This window comes from Aquabacterium sp. A7-Y, from assembly GCF_026153205.1.
Taxonomy (GTDB): Bacteria; Pseudomonadota; Gammaproteobacteria; order Burkholderiales; family Burkholderiaceae_C; genus Caldimonas.
On sequence record NZ_JAPFBW010000014.1, the window covers coordinates 115,309 to 131,133 of the forward strand.

Consider the following 15,825-nt stretch of genomic DNA (forward strand, 5'->3'; position numbering starts at 1 on the left):
GCCCCGCTAAACTGCCAGCCTGTGTGCCGCTGCGCGCTTCGTGCGCCGGCCGTCCTTGATCCGCGCTTTGCCTCCGCTACCGCCCGTGCCGACCCCTTCGCCTGTCCTGCTGGCCCTCGAGACCGCCACCGAAACCCTCAGACTGGGCGCGCTGACCGCCGGGCGCGTCCACACCCGCGAGGGCGCCGGCGGCGCCCAGGCTTCGGTGCAGTTGCTGCCGGCCGTGCTGGCGCTGCTGGAGGAGACGGGGCTGCGGCTGCAGGACCTCGACGCGATCGCCTTCGGCCGCGGCCCCGGCGCCTTCACCGGCCTGCGCACCGCCTGCTCGGTCGCGCAGGGGCTGGCCTTCGGCGCCGGCAAGCCGGTGCTGCCCGTCGACACCTTGCTGATCGTCGCCGAAGCGGCGCGGCGCGACGGCGGCGCGGCCGACGTGTGGGTCGCCCAGGACGCACGCATGAACGAGATCTATGCGGCACGCTACCGGCACGACGGCGGACGCTGGCACACGCTGCGCGAGCCGGCGCTCTACAGCGCGGCCGCGCTCGCCGAGCGCATTGCCGCCGAGGGCGGCGAGTGCCTGGCGGGCAACGCCCTGGCCCTGCACGCCGAGCCCTGGCAGGCCCTCGCGCTGCAACGCCTGCCCGACGCGGTGCCCGATGCCGCCGCCCTGCTGCAGCTGGCCGCGGCGGGCTGGTCGCGCGGCGAGGCCGTCGATGCCGCCCTGGCCCTGCCGCTCTACATCCGCGACAAGGTGGCCCAGACCACCGCCGAGCGCGAGGCGGCGGCGCGGGCCGCGGCGCAGGACGCGGGAGCCCGACCATGAGTGCGGCACAACGCCTCGGGCCGCTGACACCCGGGCACGGCGGGGCAAGCCCGGCGTGCCAGTTGGAGCTGATGACGGTCGCCTCGCTCAGCGAGGTCCTGGAGATCGAGCAGCGGGCCTACGAGTTCCCCTGGACGCGCGGCAACTTCATCGATTCGCTGCACGCCGGCTACCTGGCCCGACTGCTGTCGGCACGCGACGGCCGCCTGCTCGGCTATTTCGTCGCCATGTCGGGCTTCGAGGAAATGCACCTGCTCAACCTGACCGTTGCGCCGCCCTTCCAGGGCCAGGGCCACGCCTTGCGCATGCTCGATACCTTGTGCCAGCTGGCGCGCGAGCGCGCGGCCTTGCAGCTGTGGCTGGAGGTGCGCGTCAGCAATGCCCGCGCACGCGCGCTCTACGAACGCTACGGCTTCCAGGCCGCCGGCATGCGCAAGGGCTACTACCCCGCCCTGGAGGGCCGGCGTGAAGACGCCATCGTGATGAGCTTGCCGCTATGAGCCTGGATCCGCGCCGACTGGCGATGCTCAAGGAGATGGGCATCGTGACCTGGGAGCCCCGCGATGCCGGGTCGACCGACGAGGCCGCCGAGGGTGTTGCGCTCGCCGAGGCCCTGCCTGAGGCTTTGCGGGCTGCACCGCCGCCCGCCCGGGCCGCTGGGCCCGAACCGCGCCATGAGAACCGGCCTGCTGCGGCCCGCGAGATGACGCCCCCCCCGGCGCTCGTGCCCCGGCCTCCCCCGCAGGAAACGCCGATCCGGATGGCGCCGGGCGGCGAGGCCCGACGCCCGGCCGGCGTCGCGACCATGGACTGGTCCGCGCTGCGCGAGGCGGTGGCCGGCTGCACCGCCTGCAAGCTCTGCTCCGGCCGACGCCGCACCGTCTTCGGCGTCGGCAACGAACAGGCCGACTGGATGGTCATCGGCGAGGCGCCCGGCGAGCAGGAAGATCTCAAGGGCGAACCCTTCGTGGGACAAGCCGGCAAGCTGCTCGACAACATGCTGCGCGCGCTGGGCCTGGGCCGCGAGCCCGAGACGGCCGACAAGCAGGTGTTCATCGCCAATGTGCTGAAGTGCCGGCCGCCGCACAACCGCAACCCCGAGCCCGAGGAGGTGGCGCAGTGCGAACCCTACCTGCAGCGGCAGGTCGAGCTGGTGCAGCCGAAAATCATCCTCGCGATGGGCCGCTTCGCGGTGCAGTCGCTGCTGCGCACCAGCGAACCCATCGGCCGACTGCGCGGCCGCGTGCACCGCTACCACGGGGTGCCGGTGGTGGTCACCTACCACCCGGCTTATCTGCTGCGCAACCTGCCGGACAAGGCCAAGGCCTGGGAGGACCTGTGCCTCGCCGCCGACACCTTCCGGGCCGCCTGAGACGCCCATGACGGCCGGGCCCGGCGCCGCCGCCGCGCTGGCCGATCTGGCCTGGCTGCTGCTCTCCCCGCCCTTGCTGGCCGACGGCTGCTTCAGCGCCCCGGTCCAGGCCTTCGATGCCGACGAACGTGCGGCCATCACCACCTGGCTGGACGGCTTGCGAACCGAGCCGGCGCCCTTGCTCGACTTCCTGCAGCACGCCGGCGCAGTGGCGCCGCCGCGCCTGCCGCTGGGCCGCCATGCCGAGCGACTGCTGGAATTTTTCCTGCGCCACGGACCGACCCACCGGCTGGTGGTCGCCAACCTGCCGCTGCGGCATGCGCCGGGCGCCCTGCCGGGCATCGACCACACCACCCGCGGCGAGATCGACTTCCTGCTGGAGGATGCCAGGGGGCGGCCGCTGCACTGGGAGCTGGCGGTCAAGTTTTTCCTCTGCACCGCCGAGGGCGAAACGGCCCGGGCGGACGATTTCGTCGGCCCCGACCGCGCCGAGACCCTGCCCGGCAAGCTGGACAAACTGTTCGGCCGCCAGCTGAAACACCGGCCGCCCGTCCCCTGGGACCAGCGCGGCTGGCAGCCGGCCGCCTACACGCGCGGCTGGATGTTTTATCGCCACGACCGCCCGCCGCCTTGCTGCCCGCTGCTCTCGCACGCGCACCTGCGTGGCGGCTGGCTGGAGTGGCAGGAGCTCGACCGGCTGCCCGCCGGCCACTATGAACGGGTGCCGCGCTCGCGCTGGATGGCCGCAGCCCGGCTGGACGCCGACGACCCCGCGCCGCTACCGCGCCAGGCGCTCGCCGCCCACCTGGAAGGACTGTGGGCGGCGCCGCCACCCCCCGGGGCGCGGCGCTGGCCCACGGCTCAGCTGCTGGCACGGCTGGAGCCGGACCCGCAGGGCTGGCACGAGACCGGGCGGTGGTTTGTCGTGCCGCAGGGCTGGTCCGACCCGCCTCAGTGATGCGTGCCGAGGTAACGCTTGCGCCAGAAGAACAGGCCCAGGCCGATGCCCACCAGCACCATCATCACGAAGGCCCCCCAGAAGCCCGAGCTGCTGTGGATCAGCGGCAGGAAGTCGAAGTTCATGCCGAAAAAGCCGGTGATCAGGTTCAGCGGCAGGAAGATCGCGGTCAGCACCGTGAGCGTGCGCATGATGTCGTTGGCACGGTTGCTCTGGGCCGAGAAGTGGATCTGCACCGCGCCTTCGGCCGAGGACTCCAGCCGCCTCACGTGGCCCAGCACGCGTTCGATATGCTCGACCACGTCACGCGAGCGCACCCTCAGCAGCTCGCGTTCACGGCGGCCCTGCGAGTCGATTGCCGCGGGGCGCTCCTCGAAGGTGTCTATCCATTCGAGCGCGGCGCTGCGCTGGTCCTCGCAGATGTCCTCCAGCTGGTGCAGCGCGTTGCGCCAGTCCAGCAGCACCTGCCAGCTGCGGAAGCGCCCGCGCGGATCGAGCAGCGCGCCCTGCAGGTTGCCCAGCTGGCGGGTCAGCAGCCGGCGCAACTCCAGGTAGCCGTCCACCATCTGGTTGACCATGCGCAGCATCTGGTCGTCGGGGCTGGTCGGCAGGCGCGAGGACGCCGTGCGTGCGTCGCCGCCCGGCTCTCCGGCGGCCTGGCCCATCTGGGCCAGCCGCAGGATCGAGGACTCCAGGATCTGGCAGGGCCCCGGGTGCACGGTCAGCAGCACGCGGTCGAACACCGCGAAGCCCACCGCGCTGGTATCGATGGCCTGCAGGGCGCGCTGCGCACCCGCCAGCCGACCGTCTTGATCGTCCTCCACCAGCGCGGTCGAGATCGAGCCGGCGGCAAGCCGCCGGAACACCAGCAGGTCGTACCAGGAGGTGTAGTCGAAGTGGGAAGGCAGCTGCCGGTTCAGCAGGTCCGAGACGTGCAGATCGACCAAGGCGCCGCCGGCGCACTGATGCAGGAAGGACTGCAGCGTGGCGAGCTTCGCCTCGAAGTCGTCGCGCGAGATGGCGAGCCAGAGATAGCCCTGCTCGGGCACGCGTTCGGGCATCCCGGCCAGCTCCTCGAACCGGGCTCCAATATGGAAAACACGCATCGTCGGTCGGTTTTTTTCAAGCGCGCAGGAGGCGGGCCGCCTCGACCGCGAAGTAGCTCAGCACGCCGTCGGCCCCGGCCCGCTTGAAGGCGAGCAGCGATTCCATCATCACGGCGTCGTGGTCGAGCCAGCCGTTGGCGGCGGCGGCCTTGAGCATCGCGTATTCGCCGCTCACCTGGTAGGCGAAGGTCGGCACGCGGAACTCGTCCTTGACCCGGCGCACGATGTCGAGGTAGGGCATGCCGGGCTTGACCATCACCATGTCGGCGCCTTCGGCGATGTCCATCGCCACCTCACGCAGCGCTTCGTCGGAGTTGCCCGGGTCCATCTGGTAGACCTTCTTGTTGCTCTTGCCGAGGTTGGCCTTGGAGCCGACCGCGTCGCGAAAGGGGCCGTAGAAGGCGCTCGCGTACTTCGCGCTGTAGGCCATGATGCGGGTGTGAATCGCGCCGCTGTGTTCGAGCGCACCGCGTATCGCGCCGATACGGCCGTCCATCATGTCGCTCGGCGCAACGATATCGACGCCGGCCTCGGCATGCGTGAGCGCCTGGCGCTTCAGCACGTCGACGGTCTCATCGTTGAGGATGTAGCCGGTCTGGTCGAGCAGGCCGTCCTGGCCGTGTGTGGTGTAGGGATCGAGCGCGACATCGGTGAGGATGCCGAGTTCGGGAAAACGTTGCTTGAGCTCGCGCACCGCACGCGGCACCAGGCCTTCGGCATTGAAGGCCTCACGCCCGTCCTCGGTTTTCAGCGCGGTGTCGATCACCGGGAACAAGGCCAGCACCGGAATGCCGAGCTTCGTGCAGTCCTCGGCCAGCGGATAGAGGCGGTCGAGGCTCAGGCGCTGTACGCCCGGCATGGAAGCCACGTCCTGCACCTGGCCCTGCCCGTCGAGGATGAAGACCGGATAGATCAGGTCATTGACGGACAGCTCGTTCTCGCGCACCAGGCGGCGGGTGAAATCGTCGCGGCGCAATCGGCGCGGACGGGCAGAGGGAAAGGAAGCGGGCAGACTCAAGGACTTTTTCCTGTAACAGGCGCATAAACACGAAAAACTAGCGTTTTCCATGCCTTTCGCAAGGATACGTGTCAGTGAAATGACAGCTGTGTTCTGGTAAAGTTACATGTGAATGATACGTCGCAAGACGTTCATTCCCTGCTTTTCCTCCCTGAGCAGGTGCCTTACCGTGATGACAGCGTTAAGGCTTTGCAGCCCCAGTCTCAGGACTGGGGCTTTTTCTTTGGGGCCTGCTTCGCGGCCTTCGGGGCTGGCTTTCGCGGCGCTGGCTATCATCGCCCGATGCTCTGGATCAAAGCCCTGCACATTGTCTTCGTGGCCAGCTGGTTCGCCGGCTTGTTTTACCTGCCACGCATCTTCGTCAACCTCGCGATGGTGCCGCAGGACAGCCATGCCGAGCGCGAACGCCTGCTGCTGATGGCGCACAAGCTCTACCGCTTCATGAGCCTGCTGATGGTACCGGCTCTGGGCTTCGGCCTGTGGCTGTGGCTGGGTTACGGCATCGGCAAGGGCAGCGGCAACGGCTGGCTGCATGCCAAGCTCGCATTGGTCGTCGCGCTGATCGGCTACCACCATTACTGTCGCCGCCTGCTGCGCGAGTTCGAGCAGCTGGGCAACCGCCGCAGCCACACCTGGTACCGGTGGTTCAACGAGGCGCCGGTGCTGGGCCTGCTGCTGGTGGTGGTGCTGGTGGTCGTCAAACCCTTCTGAGCCGCCGCATGGCGCGCCACCGCAGCTCCCTGGTGCCGCTGGCGATCGCCTATGCGGCGCTGATCGCCTACGCCAGCCTCTATCCCTTCGCCGGCTGGCGCCTGCCGGGCGTCAGCCCCTGGGCCTTCGTGACCTTGCCGTGGCCGCACTGGTGGACCACCTTCGACCTGGTGTCCAACCTGCTCGGCTACATGCCGCTGGGCGGCCTGTTGTGCGGTGCGCTGCTGCGCAGCGGCGCGGGCCGCCTGCTCGCGCTGGTCGCCGCGGTACTGCTCGGTGGACTGCTGTCCGGCACGCTCGAGGTGCTGCAGAACTACCTGCCCTCGCGCGTGCCCTCCAACGTCGACTGGGGTCTCAACACCCTCGGCACCTTCGCCGGTGCGCTGCTCGCGCTGGCGGTGGCCATGATGGGATGGATGGGCCGCTGGCAGACCCTGCGTGACCGCTGGTTCATCCCGCAGAGCGCCGGAGGGCTGGCGCTGCTGCTGCTGTGGCCCGTGGCGCTGCTGTTTCCGGCGCCGGTGCCACTGGGGCTGGGCCACGTCGCGCAGCGGCTGCACGAGCTGCTCCAGACCTCGCTGGCCGACACGCCGCTGGAACAGTGGGCCGCCGGCCTGCCGCCGCCCGGCGGCGAGCCGCTCGGCCCGGGCACCGAGCTGATCACCATCGCGCTGGGGCTGATCGCGCCCTGCCTGCTCGCCTACACGATCTCGCCGCCGACCTGGCGGCGCGGCCTGCTGGTGAGCGGCGCGGTGGTGCTCGGGCTGGCGGCCACCACCTTGTCCACGACACTCAGCTTCGGCCCTTCGCACGCGCTCGCCTGGGTCACGCAGTCGGCGCCGCTGGGCTGGGTGGTCGGGTCCGGGGTGGCGCTGGTGCTGGTCTTCCTCCCGCCGCGCATGGCGGCAGCGCTCGGCGTGCTGCTCGTCGTCGGACTGATGGCGCTGGTCAATGCCTCGCCGGCCGATCCCTATTTCGCGTCCAGCCTGCAGGGCTGGGAGCAGGGCCGCTTCATCCGCTTCCACGGGCTGGCGCAATGGGTGGGCTGGCTCTGGCCCTACATGGCCCTGGCCTACTTCCTCGCCCGGCTGACCACCCGCAGCCCGCGGCCGCGACGAGCCTCCAGGTGATGTCTCCGCCGCGCTGCGGCCGTCGATGCACAAGCCGCTTCCTGCCTTGTGGTGAGGCATCGGAAGCAGCAGCCCGCGGGCGCGCAAACCCCTAAAATCGCGCGGATGAGCTATTACGAGCGGCACATCTTCTTCTGCCTCAATCAGCGCGACAACGGCGCGGACTGCTGTGCAGCCCATCACGCGCAGCAAGGCTTCGAGCACTGCAAGGCGCGCGTGAAGGCCGAAGGCCTGGCCGGCCCCGGCCAGGTGCGCGTGAACAAGGCGGGGTGCCTGGACCGCTGCGCAGCCGGCCCGGTCGCGGTGGTCTACCCCGAGGCCGTCTGGTACACCTATGTGGACCAGCAGGACATCGACGAAATCGTCGAGTCGCACCTGAAAAACGGCCAGGTGGTGGATCGCCTGCTGGTCCCGCCGGGTGTCGGCCGCTGAGTCATGAATTCGCAAACCGCCAAAGAGACGATCAGCGGCCCGGCCGGCTCGATCGAGTGCGCGCTCGACCAGCCGGTCGGAACGCCCGTCGGCCTGGCCGTGATCGCGCACCCGCATCCGCTGCACGGCGGCACGATGGACAACAAGGTCGTGCAGACGCTGGCCCGTGCTTTCGTGCAGGCCGGCTGGCGCAGCGTGCGTTTCAACTTCCGCGGCATCGGCGCATCCGAAGGCCGTTGGGACGAAGGCCGCGGCGAGATCGACGACATGGCGGCCGTCATTGCCCACTACCACCGCGGGGGGGAAGCCTTGGCCCTGGCCGGCTTCTCTTTCGGGGCCTACGTCACCTCGCACGCCGCCGCCCGCCTGGGGCCGGAGCAGGTCCGGCACCTGGTGCTGGTCGGGCCGGCCACCGGAAATTTCACCGTGGCGCCCGTGCCTGCACACACCCTGGTGATCCACGGCGAACAGGACGACGTGGTGCCGCTGGCGGCGACCTTCGACTGGGCCAGGCCGCAGAACCTGCCAGTGGTCGTGGTGCCGGGTGTCGGCCATTTTTTTCACGGCCAGTTGCCGCTGCTGAAGCACCTGGTGCTGCGCGGACTGGCCTGAGCTCGCTCTCCGAGCCTTACCTTACGAACTGGACTGCATGAAAAGAATTCTTGCTGTATGCCTGGCTCTCACCGTGAGCCTGTCCACCACCCTGCCGGTACACGCCCAGGTGCTGCAGCCACCCGAGGTGGCGGCCAAGTCCTACCTGCTGCTGGACATGACCAGCCAGCAGGTGCTGGCGGCCCGCGACGCCGACGCGCCGGCCGACCCGGCCTCGCTGACCAAGCTGATGACCGCCTACGTGGTGTTCGGCGCGATCCGCGACAAGAAACTGACCCGGGAGCAACTGCTCCCGGTCTCGGTGCGCGCCTGGGACGAGCGCAAGGGTGGCGCCTCGGTGATGTTCATCGAGCCGCGCATGCAGGTCTCGGTGGACGACCTGCTCAAGGGCATGATCGTGCAGTCCGGCAACGACGCCTCCGTGGCCCTGGCCGAAGGCGTGGCCGGCAGCGTCGAGAACTTCGTTGCACTGATGAACCGCGAGGCCCAGCGCCTGGGCCTGAAGAAGACCAGCTTCAAGAACGTCACCGGCATCACCGAGCCGGGCCACGTGACGACCGCGCGTGACCTGGCCATCGTCGCCTCGCACATCATCACCGACTTTCCCGACTTCTACCCGCTGTATTCGATCCGCGAGTTCAAGTTCAACAACATCACCCAACCCAACCGCAACCTGCTGCTGCGCCGCGACCCCAGCGTCGACGGCATGAAAACCGGCCACACGGCGGCCGCGGGCTATTGCCTGGTCGCCTCGGCGCAGCGCGAGCTGCCCAACGGCAAACGCCGACTGCTCAGCGTGGTGCTCAACACCACCTCGATGGAGGCGCGCGCCAACGAAAGCCAGAAGCTCCTGAACTGGGGCTATCAGGCCTTCGACACGCTCAAGGTGTTCGACGCCGGCCAGGCCATCGCAACACCCCAGGTGTGGAAGGGCGAGGTGCCCCAGGTCAAGCTCGGCAGCGCGCGGCCGATCTACGTGACCGTCGCCAAGGGCGACGCCGACAAGATCAAAACGCAGATCGAGCGTGTCGATCCGCTGGTGGCCCCTCTGACGAAAGGACAGGCGGTCGGCAAGCTCAAGGTCAGTTCCGGCGGCAGCGTGATTGCCGAAGCCCCGCTGGTGGTGCTCGAGCCGGTGGCGCAGAGCGGATTTTTCGGCCGCGCCTGGGATGCCATTCGGCTCTGGATCAAGTAACCTGCGCGCTACGGGCGCTTGAGCCCGCGACAGGAGGCGACGATGCAAGCTTTGCCCGACAGCCTGTGCTACCTCAACGGCGAGTACACGCTTCTGCGCGACGCAAAAATCTCGGCTCTCGACCGGGGATTCATCTTCGGAGACGGCGTCTACGAGGTAGTGCCGGTGTACGGGCGACGCCTGTTCCGCTTCCAGGAGCACATCTCGCGGCTGGAGCGCTCGCTCGCCAAGGTGCGCATCCCCAACCCGCACACCGAGGTCGAATGGCTGGAGCGCATGCGCCGCCTGATTGCCGCGTATGCCGAGCGCTACGACGTGGCCGATCAGCTGGTCTACCTGCAGGTCACGCGCGGCGTCGCGCTGCGCGACCACGTCATGCCCGAAGGGCTGCAGCCCACCGTCTTCATGATGGTCAGTCCGCTCAAGCCCGCCAGCGCCGAGCAGCGGCGCCAGGGCGTGGCCTGCATCAGCGCGCGCGACTTCCGCTGGCAGCGCGGCGACATCAAGTCCACCTCGCTGCTGGGCAACGTGCTGGCGCGCCAGATGTCGGCCGACCAGGGCGCGGCCGAGACCCTCCTGTTCCGCGACGGCTTCCTGACCGAGGCGTCGGCGAGCAATGTCTGGGTCGTGCACGAAGGCGCGGTGCTGGGCCCGCCGAAAAGCGAGCATGTGCTCGAAGGCATACGCTACGGACTGATCAGCGAACTCTGCGAGGAGCTCAGCATCGGCTTCAATTTGCGGCCCATCTCGGAAAGCGAGGTGAACGCCGCCGACGAGATTTTCCTGTCGTCCGCGACCAAGGAAGTGCTGCCGGTCACGCGCCTGGACGGCGAACCGGTCGGGCACGGGGCTGGAAAAGGCAAACCCGGCCCCATCTATGCCCGCTTGTACGAGGCCTACCAGCGGGCCAAAGCGGAGCAGTCCATATGAACCTCACCCCTCCCGAGCCGTCGCTCATCGAATACCCGAGCCAGTTTCCGATCAAGGTCATGGGGGCCAACGTCGACGGCTTCGCCCAGGCGATCGCCGAGGTGGCCCTGCGCTTCGATCCGTCCTTCGACGCCGGCAGCATCGAGATGCGCCCGAGCAAGGGCGCGAACTACTTGGGCCTGACGATCACCGTCATGGCCACGAGCCGCGAGCAGCTCGACGATCTCTACCGGGCGCTGTCCTCGCACCCGATGGTCAAGGTGGTGCTGTAGTCCCTCCCCGCCCCGCTCACAGCGGCACGGTGCGCAGGCGCTGGTCGATTTCCTTCACCTTGTGGGGCGCTGCCTCGTCGCCGTTGCGGGCGGCGGCGTCGTACCAGTAGCGCGCGATGCGCAGGTCCTGCTCGACGCCGTGGCCGGACTCGTACATCGAGGCCAGCAGATATTGCGCTCCGACATCGCCGCCCTGGGCGGCGCGCCGGTACCACTCGGCCGCCTGGGCCGGGTCCTTGGCGATGCCCCGGCCGAGGTAGTAGGCGGTCGCGAGCGAGACCTGTGCGTCGATGTGGCCGTGCTGGGCTGCACGCTGGTACCAGGACACCGCGCGCGGCTGGTCTGGCGGGCCGGCCACGCCCAGCTCGTAGAACTGGCCCAGCGCATATTCGGACCGCACGAAACCCTGCGCCGCCGACTGCTCCAGCAGCCGCACCGCCTCGCCCTTGTCGGGTCGCGCGGCCTCGTCCAGGACGTGCATCATCGCCAGGTTGTAGCGCCCCACCGGGCTGCCCTTGCCGGCCAGGGCCCGGAAGCGCTGTTCCGCCTCGGCGTAGCGGCCCGCTTCGTACACCGCCAGTGCCTCGGCGATCTCGCTGCGCTCCAGGCGGTGGCGCTCGACCGACTCCGGGTCGCCGAGTGCGGCGCGGGCCGCGCCCGTGCCGGCCGCCCGGGCCGGGCTGCTGCCCCAGGCCAGGCAGCCGGCCAGGATCGTCAGGATGACGGAACGGCGGCTGGGACGCATGCTGCCTCCTGGGTGTGACGAACGCGGTGCTTGCATTCTGGCGCGGATACCGGGTTCCGGACAGCCCCACAGGCCGGCCGGTCGGCCCGGGGAGGCTCCGCTACACTGGCCGCCGCCATGGACATCCGAGTGCTCGGGCGCGTCGATTACGCCGCCACCTATGACGCAATGCGCACCTTCACCGACGGGCGCGACGACGGTACGCCCGACCAGCTGTGGCTGTGCGAGCACGCGCCGGTCTACACACTGGGTCAGGCCGGCAAGCCGGAACACGTGCTGAACCCGCGGCAGATCGAGGTGGTGCAGACCGACCGGGGCGGGCAGGTGACCTACCACGGCCCCGGGCAAGTGGTCGCCTACCCCCTGGTGGACCTGCGCCGGCTCGGCATCTTCGTGAAGGAATACGTGTTCCGGCTGGAAACTGCGCTGATCCAGACCCTCAACAGCTGGGACATCACCGGGCACCGGGTGGCAGGCGCCCCGGGCATCTATGTCAGCCTGGCGGCTCCCTCCAGCCACGGCCAGTTGACCGGCCCGCGCCCCGATCCTTTCGCCGGGCTGGGCAAGATCGCGGCGCTGGGCATCAAGATCACCCGCCACCGCACCTACCACGGCGTGGCGCTCAACGTCGCGATGGATCTGAGCCCCTTCGACGGGATCAACCCTTGCGGTTACGCAGGACTGCGCAGCGTGGACTTGGCTACACTCGGGGTTTCCACCGACTGGGGCACCGCCGCCGCTCGCCTTGGCGAGCGTTTGGCGACACACTTGAGCCCCTGACGCCCAGCCTGCCGTCAAGCGCGGGCGAGCCTGGAGAGTTCCGAGATGTCGACCCCCAACGTCGTCCACGCGGCCCAAGACGCGGCCTCCTACGACGCCACCGCGAAACAAAAAGCCCAAGCCAAGACCGCCCGCATCCCGATCAAGGTCGTGGCCGCGGAGCAGCTCAAGAAGCCCGACTGGATCCGCGTCAAGGCCGGCTCGCCGTCGACGCGCTTCTACGAGATCAAGCAGATCCTGCGCGAGCACAAGCTGCACACCGTCTGCGAGGAAGCGTCCTGCCCCAACATCGGCGAATGTTTCGGCAAGGGCACCGCGACCTTCATGATCATGGGCGACAAGTGCACGCGGCGCTGTCCCTTCTGTGATGTCGGTCACGGCCGGCCCGATCCGCTCGACGCCGAGGAGCCGCTCAACCTTGCCAAGACCATCGCGGCGCTGAAGCTCAAGTACGTGGTCGTCACCAGCGTCGACCGCGATGACCTGCGCGACGGCGGCGCGGCCCACTTCGTCGAGTGCATCCGCAAGACCCGCGAGCTCTCGCCCGAGACGCGCATCGAGATCCTCACGCCCGACTTCCGCGGCCGCCTGGACCGCGCGCTGGACATCCTGAAGGCCGCGCCGCCCGACGTGATGAACCACAACCTCGAAACCGCGCCGCGGCTCTACAAGGAAGCGCGGCCCGGCTCGGACTACCAGTTCTCGCTCAACCTGCTCAAGCGCTTCAAGGAGTTCGCGCCCGAGGTGCCGACCAAGAGCGGCATCATGGTCGGCCTGGGCGAGACCGACGAGGAAATCCTCCAGGTCATGCGCGACATGCGCGCGCATGACATCGACATGTTGACGATCGGCCAGTACCTCGCGCCCAGCGGGCACCACTTGCCGGTGCGCCGCTACGTGCACCCCGACACCTTCCGGATGTTCGAGGAAAAAGCCTACGAGATGGGCTTCACGCACGCCGCGGTCGGCGCCATGGTGCGCTCCAGCTACCACGCCGACCAGCAGGCGCACGAAGCCGGCGTGGTCTAGGCGCCGGCCCCCGCCTCACCGACGCAACGGGCAGTTCGAGGCTGCCCGTTTTGCTGCGTGCCGGGGCTTGCGTTTCCTGGCGTCTGCGCAGCCGGTTTGCGGAATTGCATCGGATGTAAAAAGCTTCTGAGCGGCCTCGGCGGAGCGCCAAAAAACCTGCCCTGGAATGGCTGTGCCCGGATTGCACCGTCACACCGCGCTCCTGCTGGCCTGCTCTGTGTTTGCTGTGCTGGCCGGAGAAGCAGTTCCGCGGCGTTGAAATCACACCCTACAAAGACTATGTTTCTCTCGCTACAAGATGTGGCTCGGCTCGGCTTGGCGTTTGCCACCACGGGCCGCCACAGACGCCGGGGAGGCAGAGATGAACAGGTCGATGACATGGAGAGTCCCGCTTTGCCTGGCGGGACTTGCATTCGGTCCGGCTGCCCTCGGGCAGGTCGCGACCGCCTACACCACCTTGGTCGTGCAGCACAGCGGGAAGTGCGTGCGCATCCTGGGCGACAGCGGCGGCGGCGGACCCGGTGCCGCGGCGATGCAGTACGGCTGCGAGGGGGCGAACCAGGACAGCTGGACGCTGGAGCCGGTCGGTACCGCCTTTCGCATCGTCCAGCGGGGCAGCAGGCAGTGTCTGTCGGTCCAGGGCGCCATGCTGGGCGACGACGCGCCCGTGCAGCAGTTGCGCTGCGAGGACCGTGGCAACCAGCTCTGGAACCTGGTGCGCGAAGGCGCGGTCTGGCGGCTGAGGGCACTCCACAGCGGACGCTGCCTGGACGTCCGCGGCGGATCCCTCGCTGACAGCGCCCGCATGGTGCAATCGAGCTGCAGAGCCGTGCCGAGCCAGGCCTTCGTGTTCTCCTCGCGGATGTTCGATCCGCAAACGCCGGCCAGTGTGGTGGCTCGCCACAGCGGTATGTGCCTGCAGGTGCGCGACGGCGGGACGGCGCAGGACACCCCGGTGGTCCAGGTGCCGTGCAACGGCGCGGCCGCGCCCCACGAGCGCTGGCGCCTGGAAGCGGAAGCCAGCGGCTGGCGCCTCATCGCCGAGCACACCGGCCAGTGCCTGTCGGTGGCCGGCGCGTCGCGCAGCGCCTCGGCAGCGGTGGTCCAACTGCCCTGCGGCGGCGCGCAGCATCAGCACTGGCGCCTGCGAGCAGGCCCGCGCGGGTATCAGCTGGTGGCCTCGCACAGCGGGATGTGCCTCGATGTCGAGGGCGGCTCGCGCACCAGCGGTGCCCGGCTCATCCAGTACGGCTGCCACTCGCGCGACAACCAGCGCTGGCACCTGGCCCTGCCGACCCAGCCGGCCCTCTGGAGCGGGGTCATTCCGCTGAGTATCGTGCCGGTCGCCGCCGCCCACCTGCCCGACGGCCGGCTGCTGACCTGGTCGGCCTATGACCGACTCAACTTCGGCGGCGACTACGGCTACACCTACACGGTCTTTTTCGACCCGGTCACCGCCACCGGCAGCGAGCGGCTGGTCAGCGAGACCAGCCACGACATGTTCTGCCCCGGCATCGCCAACCTCGCCGACGGCCGCATCCTGGTCAACGGCGGCAGCAGCACGGCCCGCACCAGCATCTACGACCCCGCCAGCAACAGCTGGAGTGCCGAGGCACCGATGAACATCGGGCGCGGCTACCAGGGCACGACACTGATGTCCGACGGCTCGGTGCTGACCCTGGGCGGCTCCTGGAGCGGCGGCATGGGCGGCAAGGACGGCGAGCGCTGGAAGGCCGGCGAGGGCTGGGTCCCGCTGCCGGGCGTGCCGGTCGGGCCCATCCTGGCCGACGACCCGGAAGGAATCTACCGGGCCGACAACCACCTGTGGCTGCTGACGATGGCCGGCGGCCGGGTGCTGCACGCCGGCCCCAGCCCGAACATGAACTGGATCGACGGCCGCGGCCAGGGCAGCATCACGTCAGCCGGTCGGCGCGCCGACGATCCCTACAGCATGAACGGCACCGCCTCGCTCTACAACGTCGGGCGCATCCTCACGGTGGGCGGCGCGCCGGCCTACCAGCGCGGGTTGGCCACCGCCAACGCCCATGTGATCGAGCACAACGGCAGCGACCTGTCGGTCCGGCGCACCGCGTCGATGGCCTATACCCGCGGCATGCACAACAGCGTGGTGCTGCCCAACGGCGAGGTGGTGGTGATCGGCGGCGTCGCCGTTCCCGCCTCTTTCACCGATGCGCGCTCGGTGCTGGTGCCAGAGCTGTGGGACCCGCGCACCGAAACCTTCAGCCGCCTGCCGCCCATGCGCACCCCGCGCAACTACCACAGCGTGGCGCTGCTGCTGACCGACGGTCGCGTTTTTGCCGGCGGTGGCGGGCTGTGCGGCAGCTGCCCGGTCAACCACCCGAATGCCGAGATCCTCACGCCACCCTACCTGCTCAATGCCGACGGCAGCCCAGCCGCGCGCCCGTCCATCACGGCAGCGCCCGCCACGGCGGCCTTGGGCGCGAGCATCAACGTGAGCACCGACGGCCCGGTGCCGGAGTTCGCGCTGATCCGCATGTCCTCCGTCACGCACACCGTCAACAACGACCAGCGGCGCATTCCGCTGCGCGCGCTGACGGCCGACGGTCGCAGCTACATCTTGAAGCTGCCGAGCGATCCCGGGGTGGCCCTGCCCGGCTACTACATGCTGTTCGCACTCAACAGCCAGGGTGTGCCCAGCGTGGCGCGGGTGATCCGGATCGCTTGAGCGGC

At 69.2% G+C, this 15,825-nt stretch carries 17 protein-coding genes; 14 read left to right on the plus strand and 3 right to left on the minus strand.

Annotated elements, in window-relative coordinates; translation table 11 throughout:
- The first annotated feature begins 85 nt into the window (after positions 1-85).
- From tsaB to OOT46_RS14730, 4 genes are read left to right on the plus strand one after another with little or no spacing between them, the layout of a single operon-like run.
- Entirely contained in the window at positions 86-823 is a 738-nt protein-coding gene (tsaB, locus tag OOT46_RS14715) for a tRNA (adenosine(37)-N6)-threonylcarbamoyltransferase complex dimerization subunit type 1 TsaB (RefSeq protein WP_265404364.1), read from the plus strand.
- Positions 820-1,323: a ribosomal protein S18-alanine N-acetyltransferase gene (gene rimI / locus OOT46_RS14720; RefSeq protein WP_322114258.1), complete on the plus strand. Its 504-nt coding sequence runs from the start codon at positions 820-822 to the stop codon at positions 1,321-1,323. Before tsaB ends, rimI begins: the two co-directional genes overlap by 4 nt.
- Positions 1,320-2,195, plus strand: a complete 876-nt coding sequence (locus OOT46_RS14725) for a uracil-DNA glycosylase (RefSeq protein ID WP_265404365.1) — start codon at positions 1,320-1,322, stop codon at positions 2,193-2,195. Before rimI ends, OOT46_RS14725 begins: the two co-directional genes overlap by 4 nt.
- A 7-nt stretch (positions 2,196-2,202) precedes the next feature.
- Positions 2,203-3,153 carry a DUF1853 family protein gene (locus tag OOT46_RS14730; RefSeq protein WP_265404366.1) on the plus strand — a complete coding sequence of 317 codons (951 nt, stop codon included), beginning with the start codon at positions 2,203-2,205 and terminating at the stop codon, positions 3,151-3,153.
- Here the strand turns inward: OOT46_RS14730 and OOT46_RS14735 are convergent.
- The gene (locus OOT46_RS14735; RefSeq protein ID WP_265404367.1) at positions 3,147-4,259 is read right to left on the minus strand and encodes a magnesium transporter CorA family protein; all 1,113 of its coding nucleotides are present in this window, start codon (positions 4,257-4,259) and stop codon (positions 3,147-3,149) included. The two genes, OOT46_RS14730 and OOT46_RS14735, sit on opposite strands and share 7 nt — an antisense overlap.
- 16 nt (positions 4,260-4,275) lie before the next feature.
- Complete coding sequence (gene hemB / locus OOT46_RS14740; protein ID WP_265404368.1) at positions 4,276-5,277, minus strand: porphobilinogen synthase; 1,002 nt, start codon at positions 5,275-5,277, stop codon at positions 4,276-4,278.
- Positions 5,278-5,559: 282 nt separating this feature from the next.
- Between hemB and OOT46_RS14745 the strand changes: the two genes are divergently transcribed.
- The 7 genes from OOT46_RS14745 to OOT46_RS14775 all read left to right on the plus strand — a co-directional run bounded on the left by OOT46_RS14745 (position 5,560) and on the right by OOT46_RS14775 (position 10,559).
- Positions 5,560-5,988: a CopD family protein gene (locus OOT46_RS14745; protein ID WP_265404369.1), complete on the plus strand. Its 429-nt coding sequence runs from the start codon at positions 5,560-5,562 to the stop codon at positions 5,986-5,988.
- Positions 5,989-5,996: 8 nt separating this feature from the next.
- Positions 5,997-7,118, plus strand: coding sequence for a VanZ family protein (locus OOT46_RS14750; RefSeq protein WP_265404370.1), 1,122 nt, complete (start codon positions 5,997-5,999; stop codon positions 7,116-7,118).
- 105 nt (positions 7,119-7,223) lie between these two features.
- Positions 7,224-7,550 (plus strand): (2Fe-2S) ferredoxin domain-containing protein, encoded by a 327-nt coding sequence (locus OOT46_RS14755; protein ID WP_265404371.1) that lies wholly within the window; start codon positions 7,224-7,226, stop codon positions 7,548-7,550.
- 3 nt (positions 7,551-7,553) lie between these two features.
- Positions 7,554-8,162, plus strand: coding sequence for an alpha/beta hydrolase (locus tag OOT46_RS14760; RefSeq protein ID WP_265404372.1), 609 nt, complete (start codon positions 7,554-7,556; stop codon positions 8,160-8,162).
- Between the two features lie 37 nt (positions 8,163-8,199).
- On the plus strand, positions 8,200-9,357 hold the full coding sequence (locus OOT46_RS14765) for a D-alanyl-D-alanine carboxypeptidase family protein (RefSeq protein WP_265404373.1): 1,158 nt from the start codon (positions 8,200-8,202) through the stop codon (positions 9,355-9,357).
- Positions 9,358-9,399: 42 nt separating this feature from the next.
- Positions 9,400-10,287, plus strand: a complete 888-nt coding sequence (locus tag OOT46_RS14770; RefSeq protein WP_265404374.1) for a D-amino acid aminotransferase — start codon at positions 9,400-9,402, stop codon at positions 10,285-10,287.
- Entirely contained in the window at positions 10,284-10,559 is a 276-nt protein-coding gene (locus OOT46_RS14775; RefSeq protein ID WP_265404375.1) for a DUF493 family protein, read from the plus strand. Before OOT46_RS14770 ends, OOT46_RS14775 begins: the two co-directional genes overlap by 4 nt.
- A 16-nt stretch (positions 10,560-10,575) precedes the next feature.
- On the opposite strand, the gene OOT46_RS14780 is transcribed toward OOT46_RS14775, so the two are convergent.
- Positions 10,576-11,304, minus strand: coding sequence for a tetratricopeptide repeat protein (locus OOT46_RS14780; protein ID WP_265404376.1), 729 nt, complete (start codon positions 11,302-11,304; stop codon positions 10,576-10,578).
- A gap of 117 nt (positions 11,305-11,421) precedes the next feature.
- Here OOT46_RS14780 and lipB point away from each other — a divergent pair, with 117 nt between their 5' ends.
- The 3 genes from lipB (at position 11,422) to OOT46_RS14795 (ending at position 15,820) form a co-directional block, all read left to right on the plus strand.
- A complete protein-coding gene (gene lipB / locus OOT46_RS14785) occupies positions 11,422-12,084 on the plus strand; it encodes a lipoyl(octanoyl) transferase LipB (RefSeq protein WP_265404377.1) in 663 nt (220 codons plus the stop codon).
- A 45-nt stretch (positions 12,085-12,129) separates the two neighbouring features.
- Positions 12,130-13,113: a lipoyl synthase gene (lipA, locus tag OOT46_RS14790; RefSeq protein ID WP_265404378.1), complete on the plus strand. Its 984-nt coding sequence runs from the start codon at positions 12,130-12,132 to the stop codon at positions 13,111-13,113.
- Positions 13,114-13,486: 373 nt separating this feature from the next.
- Complete coding sequence (locus OOT46_RS14795) at positions 13,487-15,820, plus strand: RICIN domain-containing protein (protein WP_265404379.1); 2,334 nt, start codon at positions 13,487-13,489, stop codon at positions 15,818-15,820.
- The last annotated feature ends 5 nt before the right edge of the window (positions 15,821-15,825 follow it).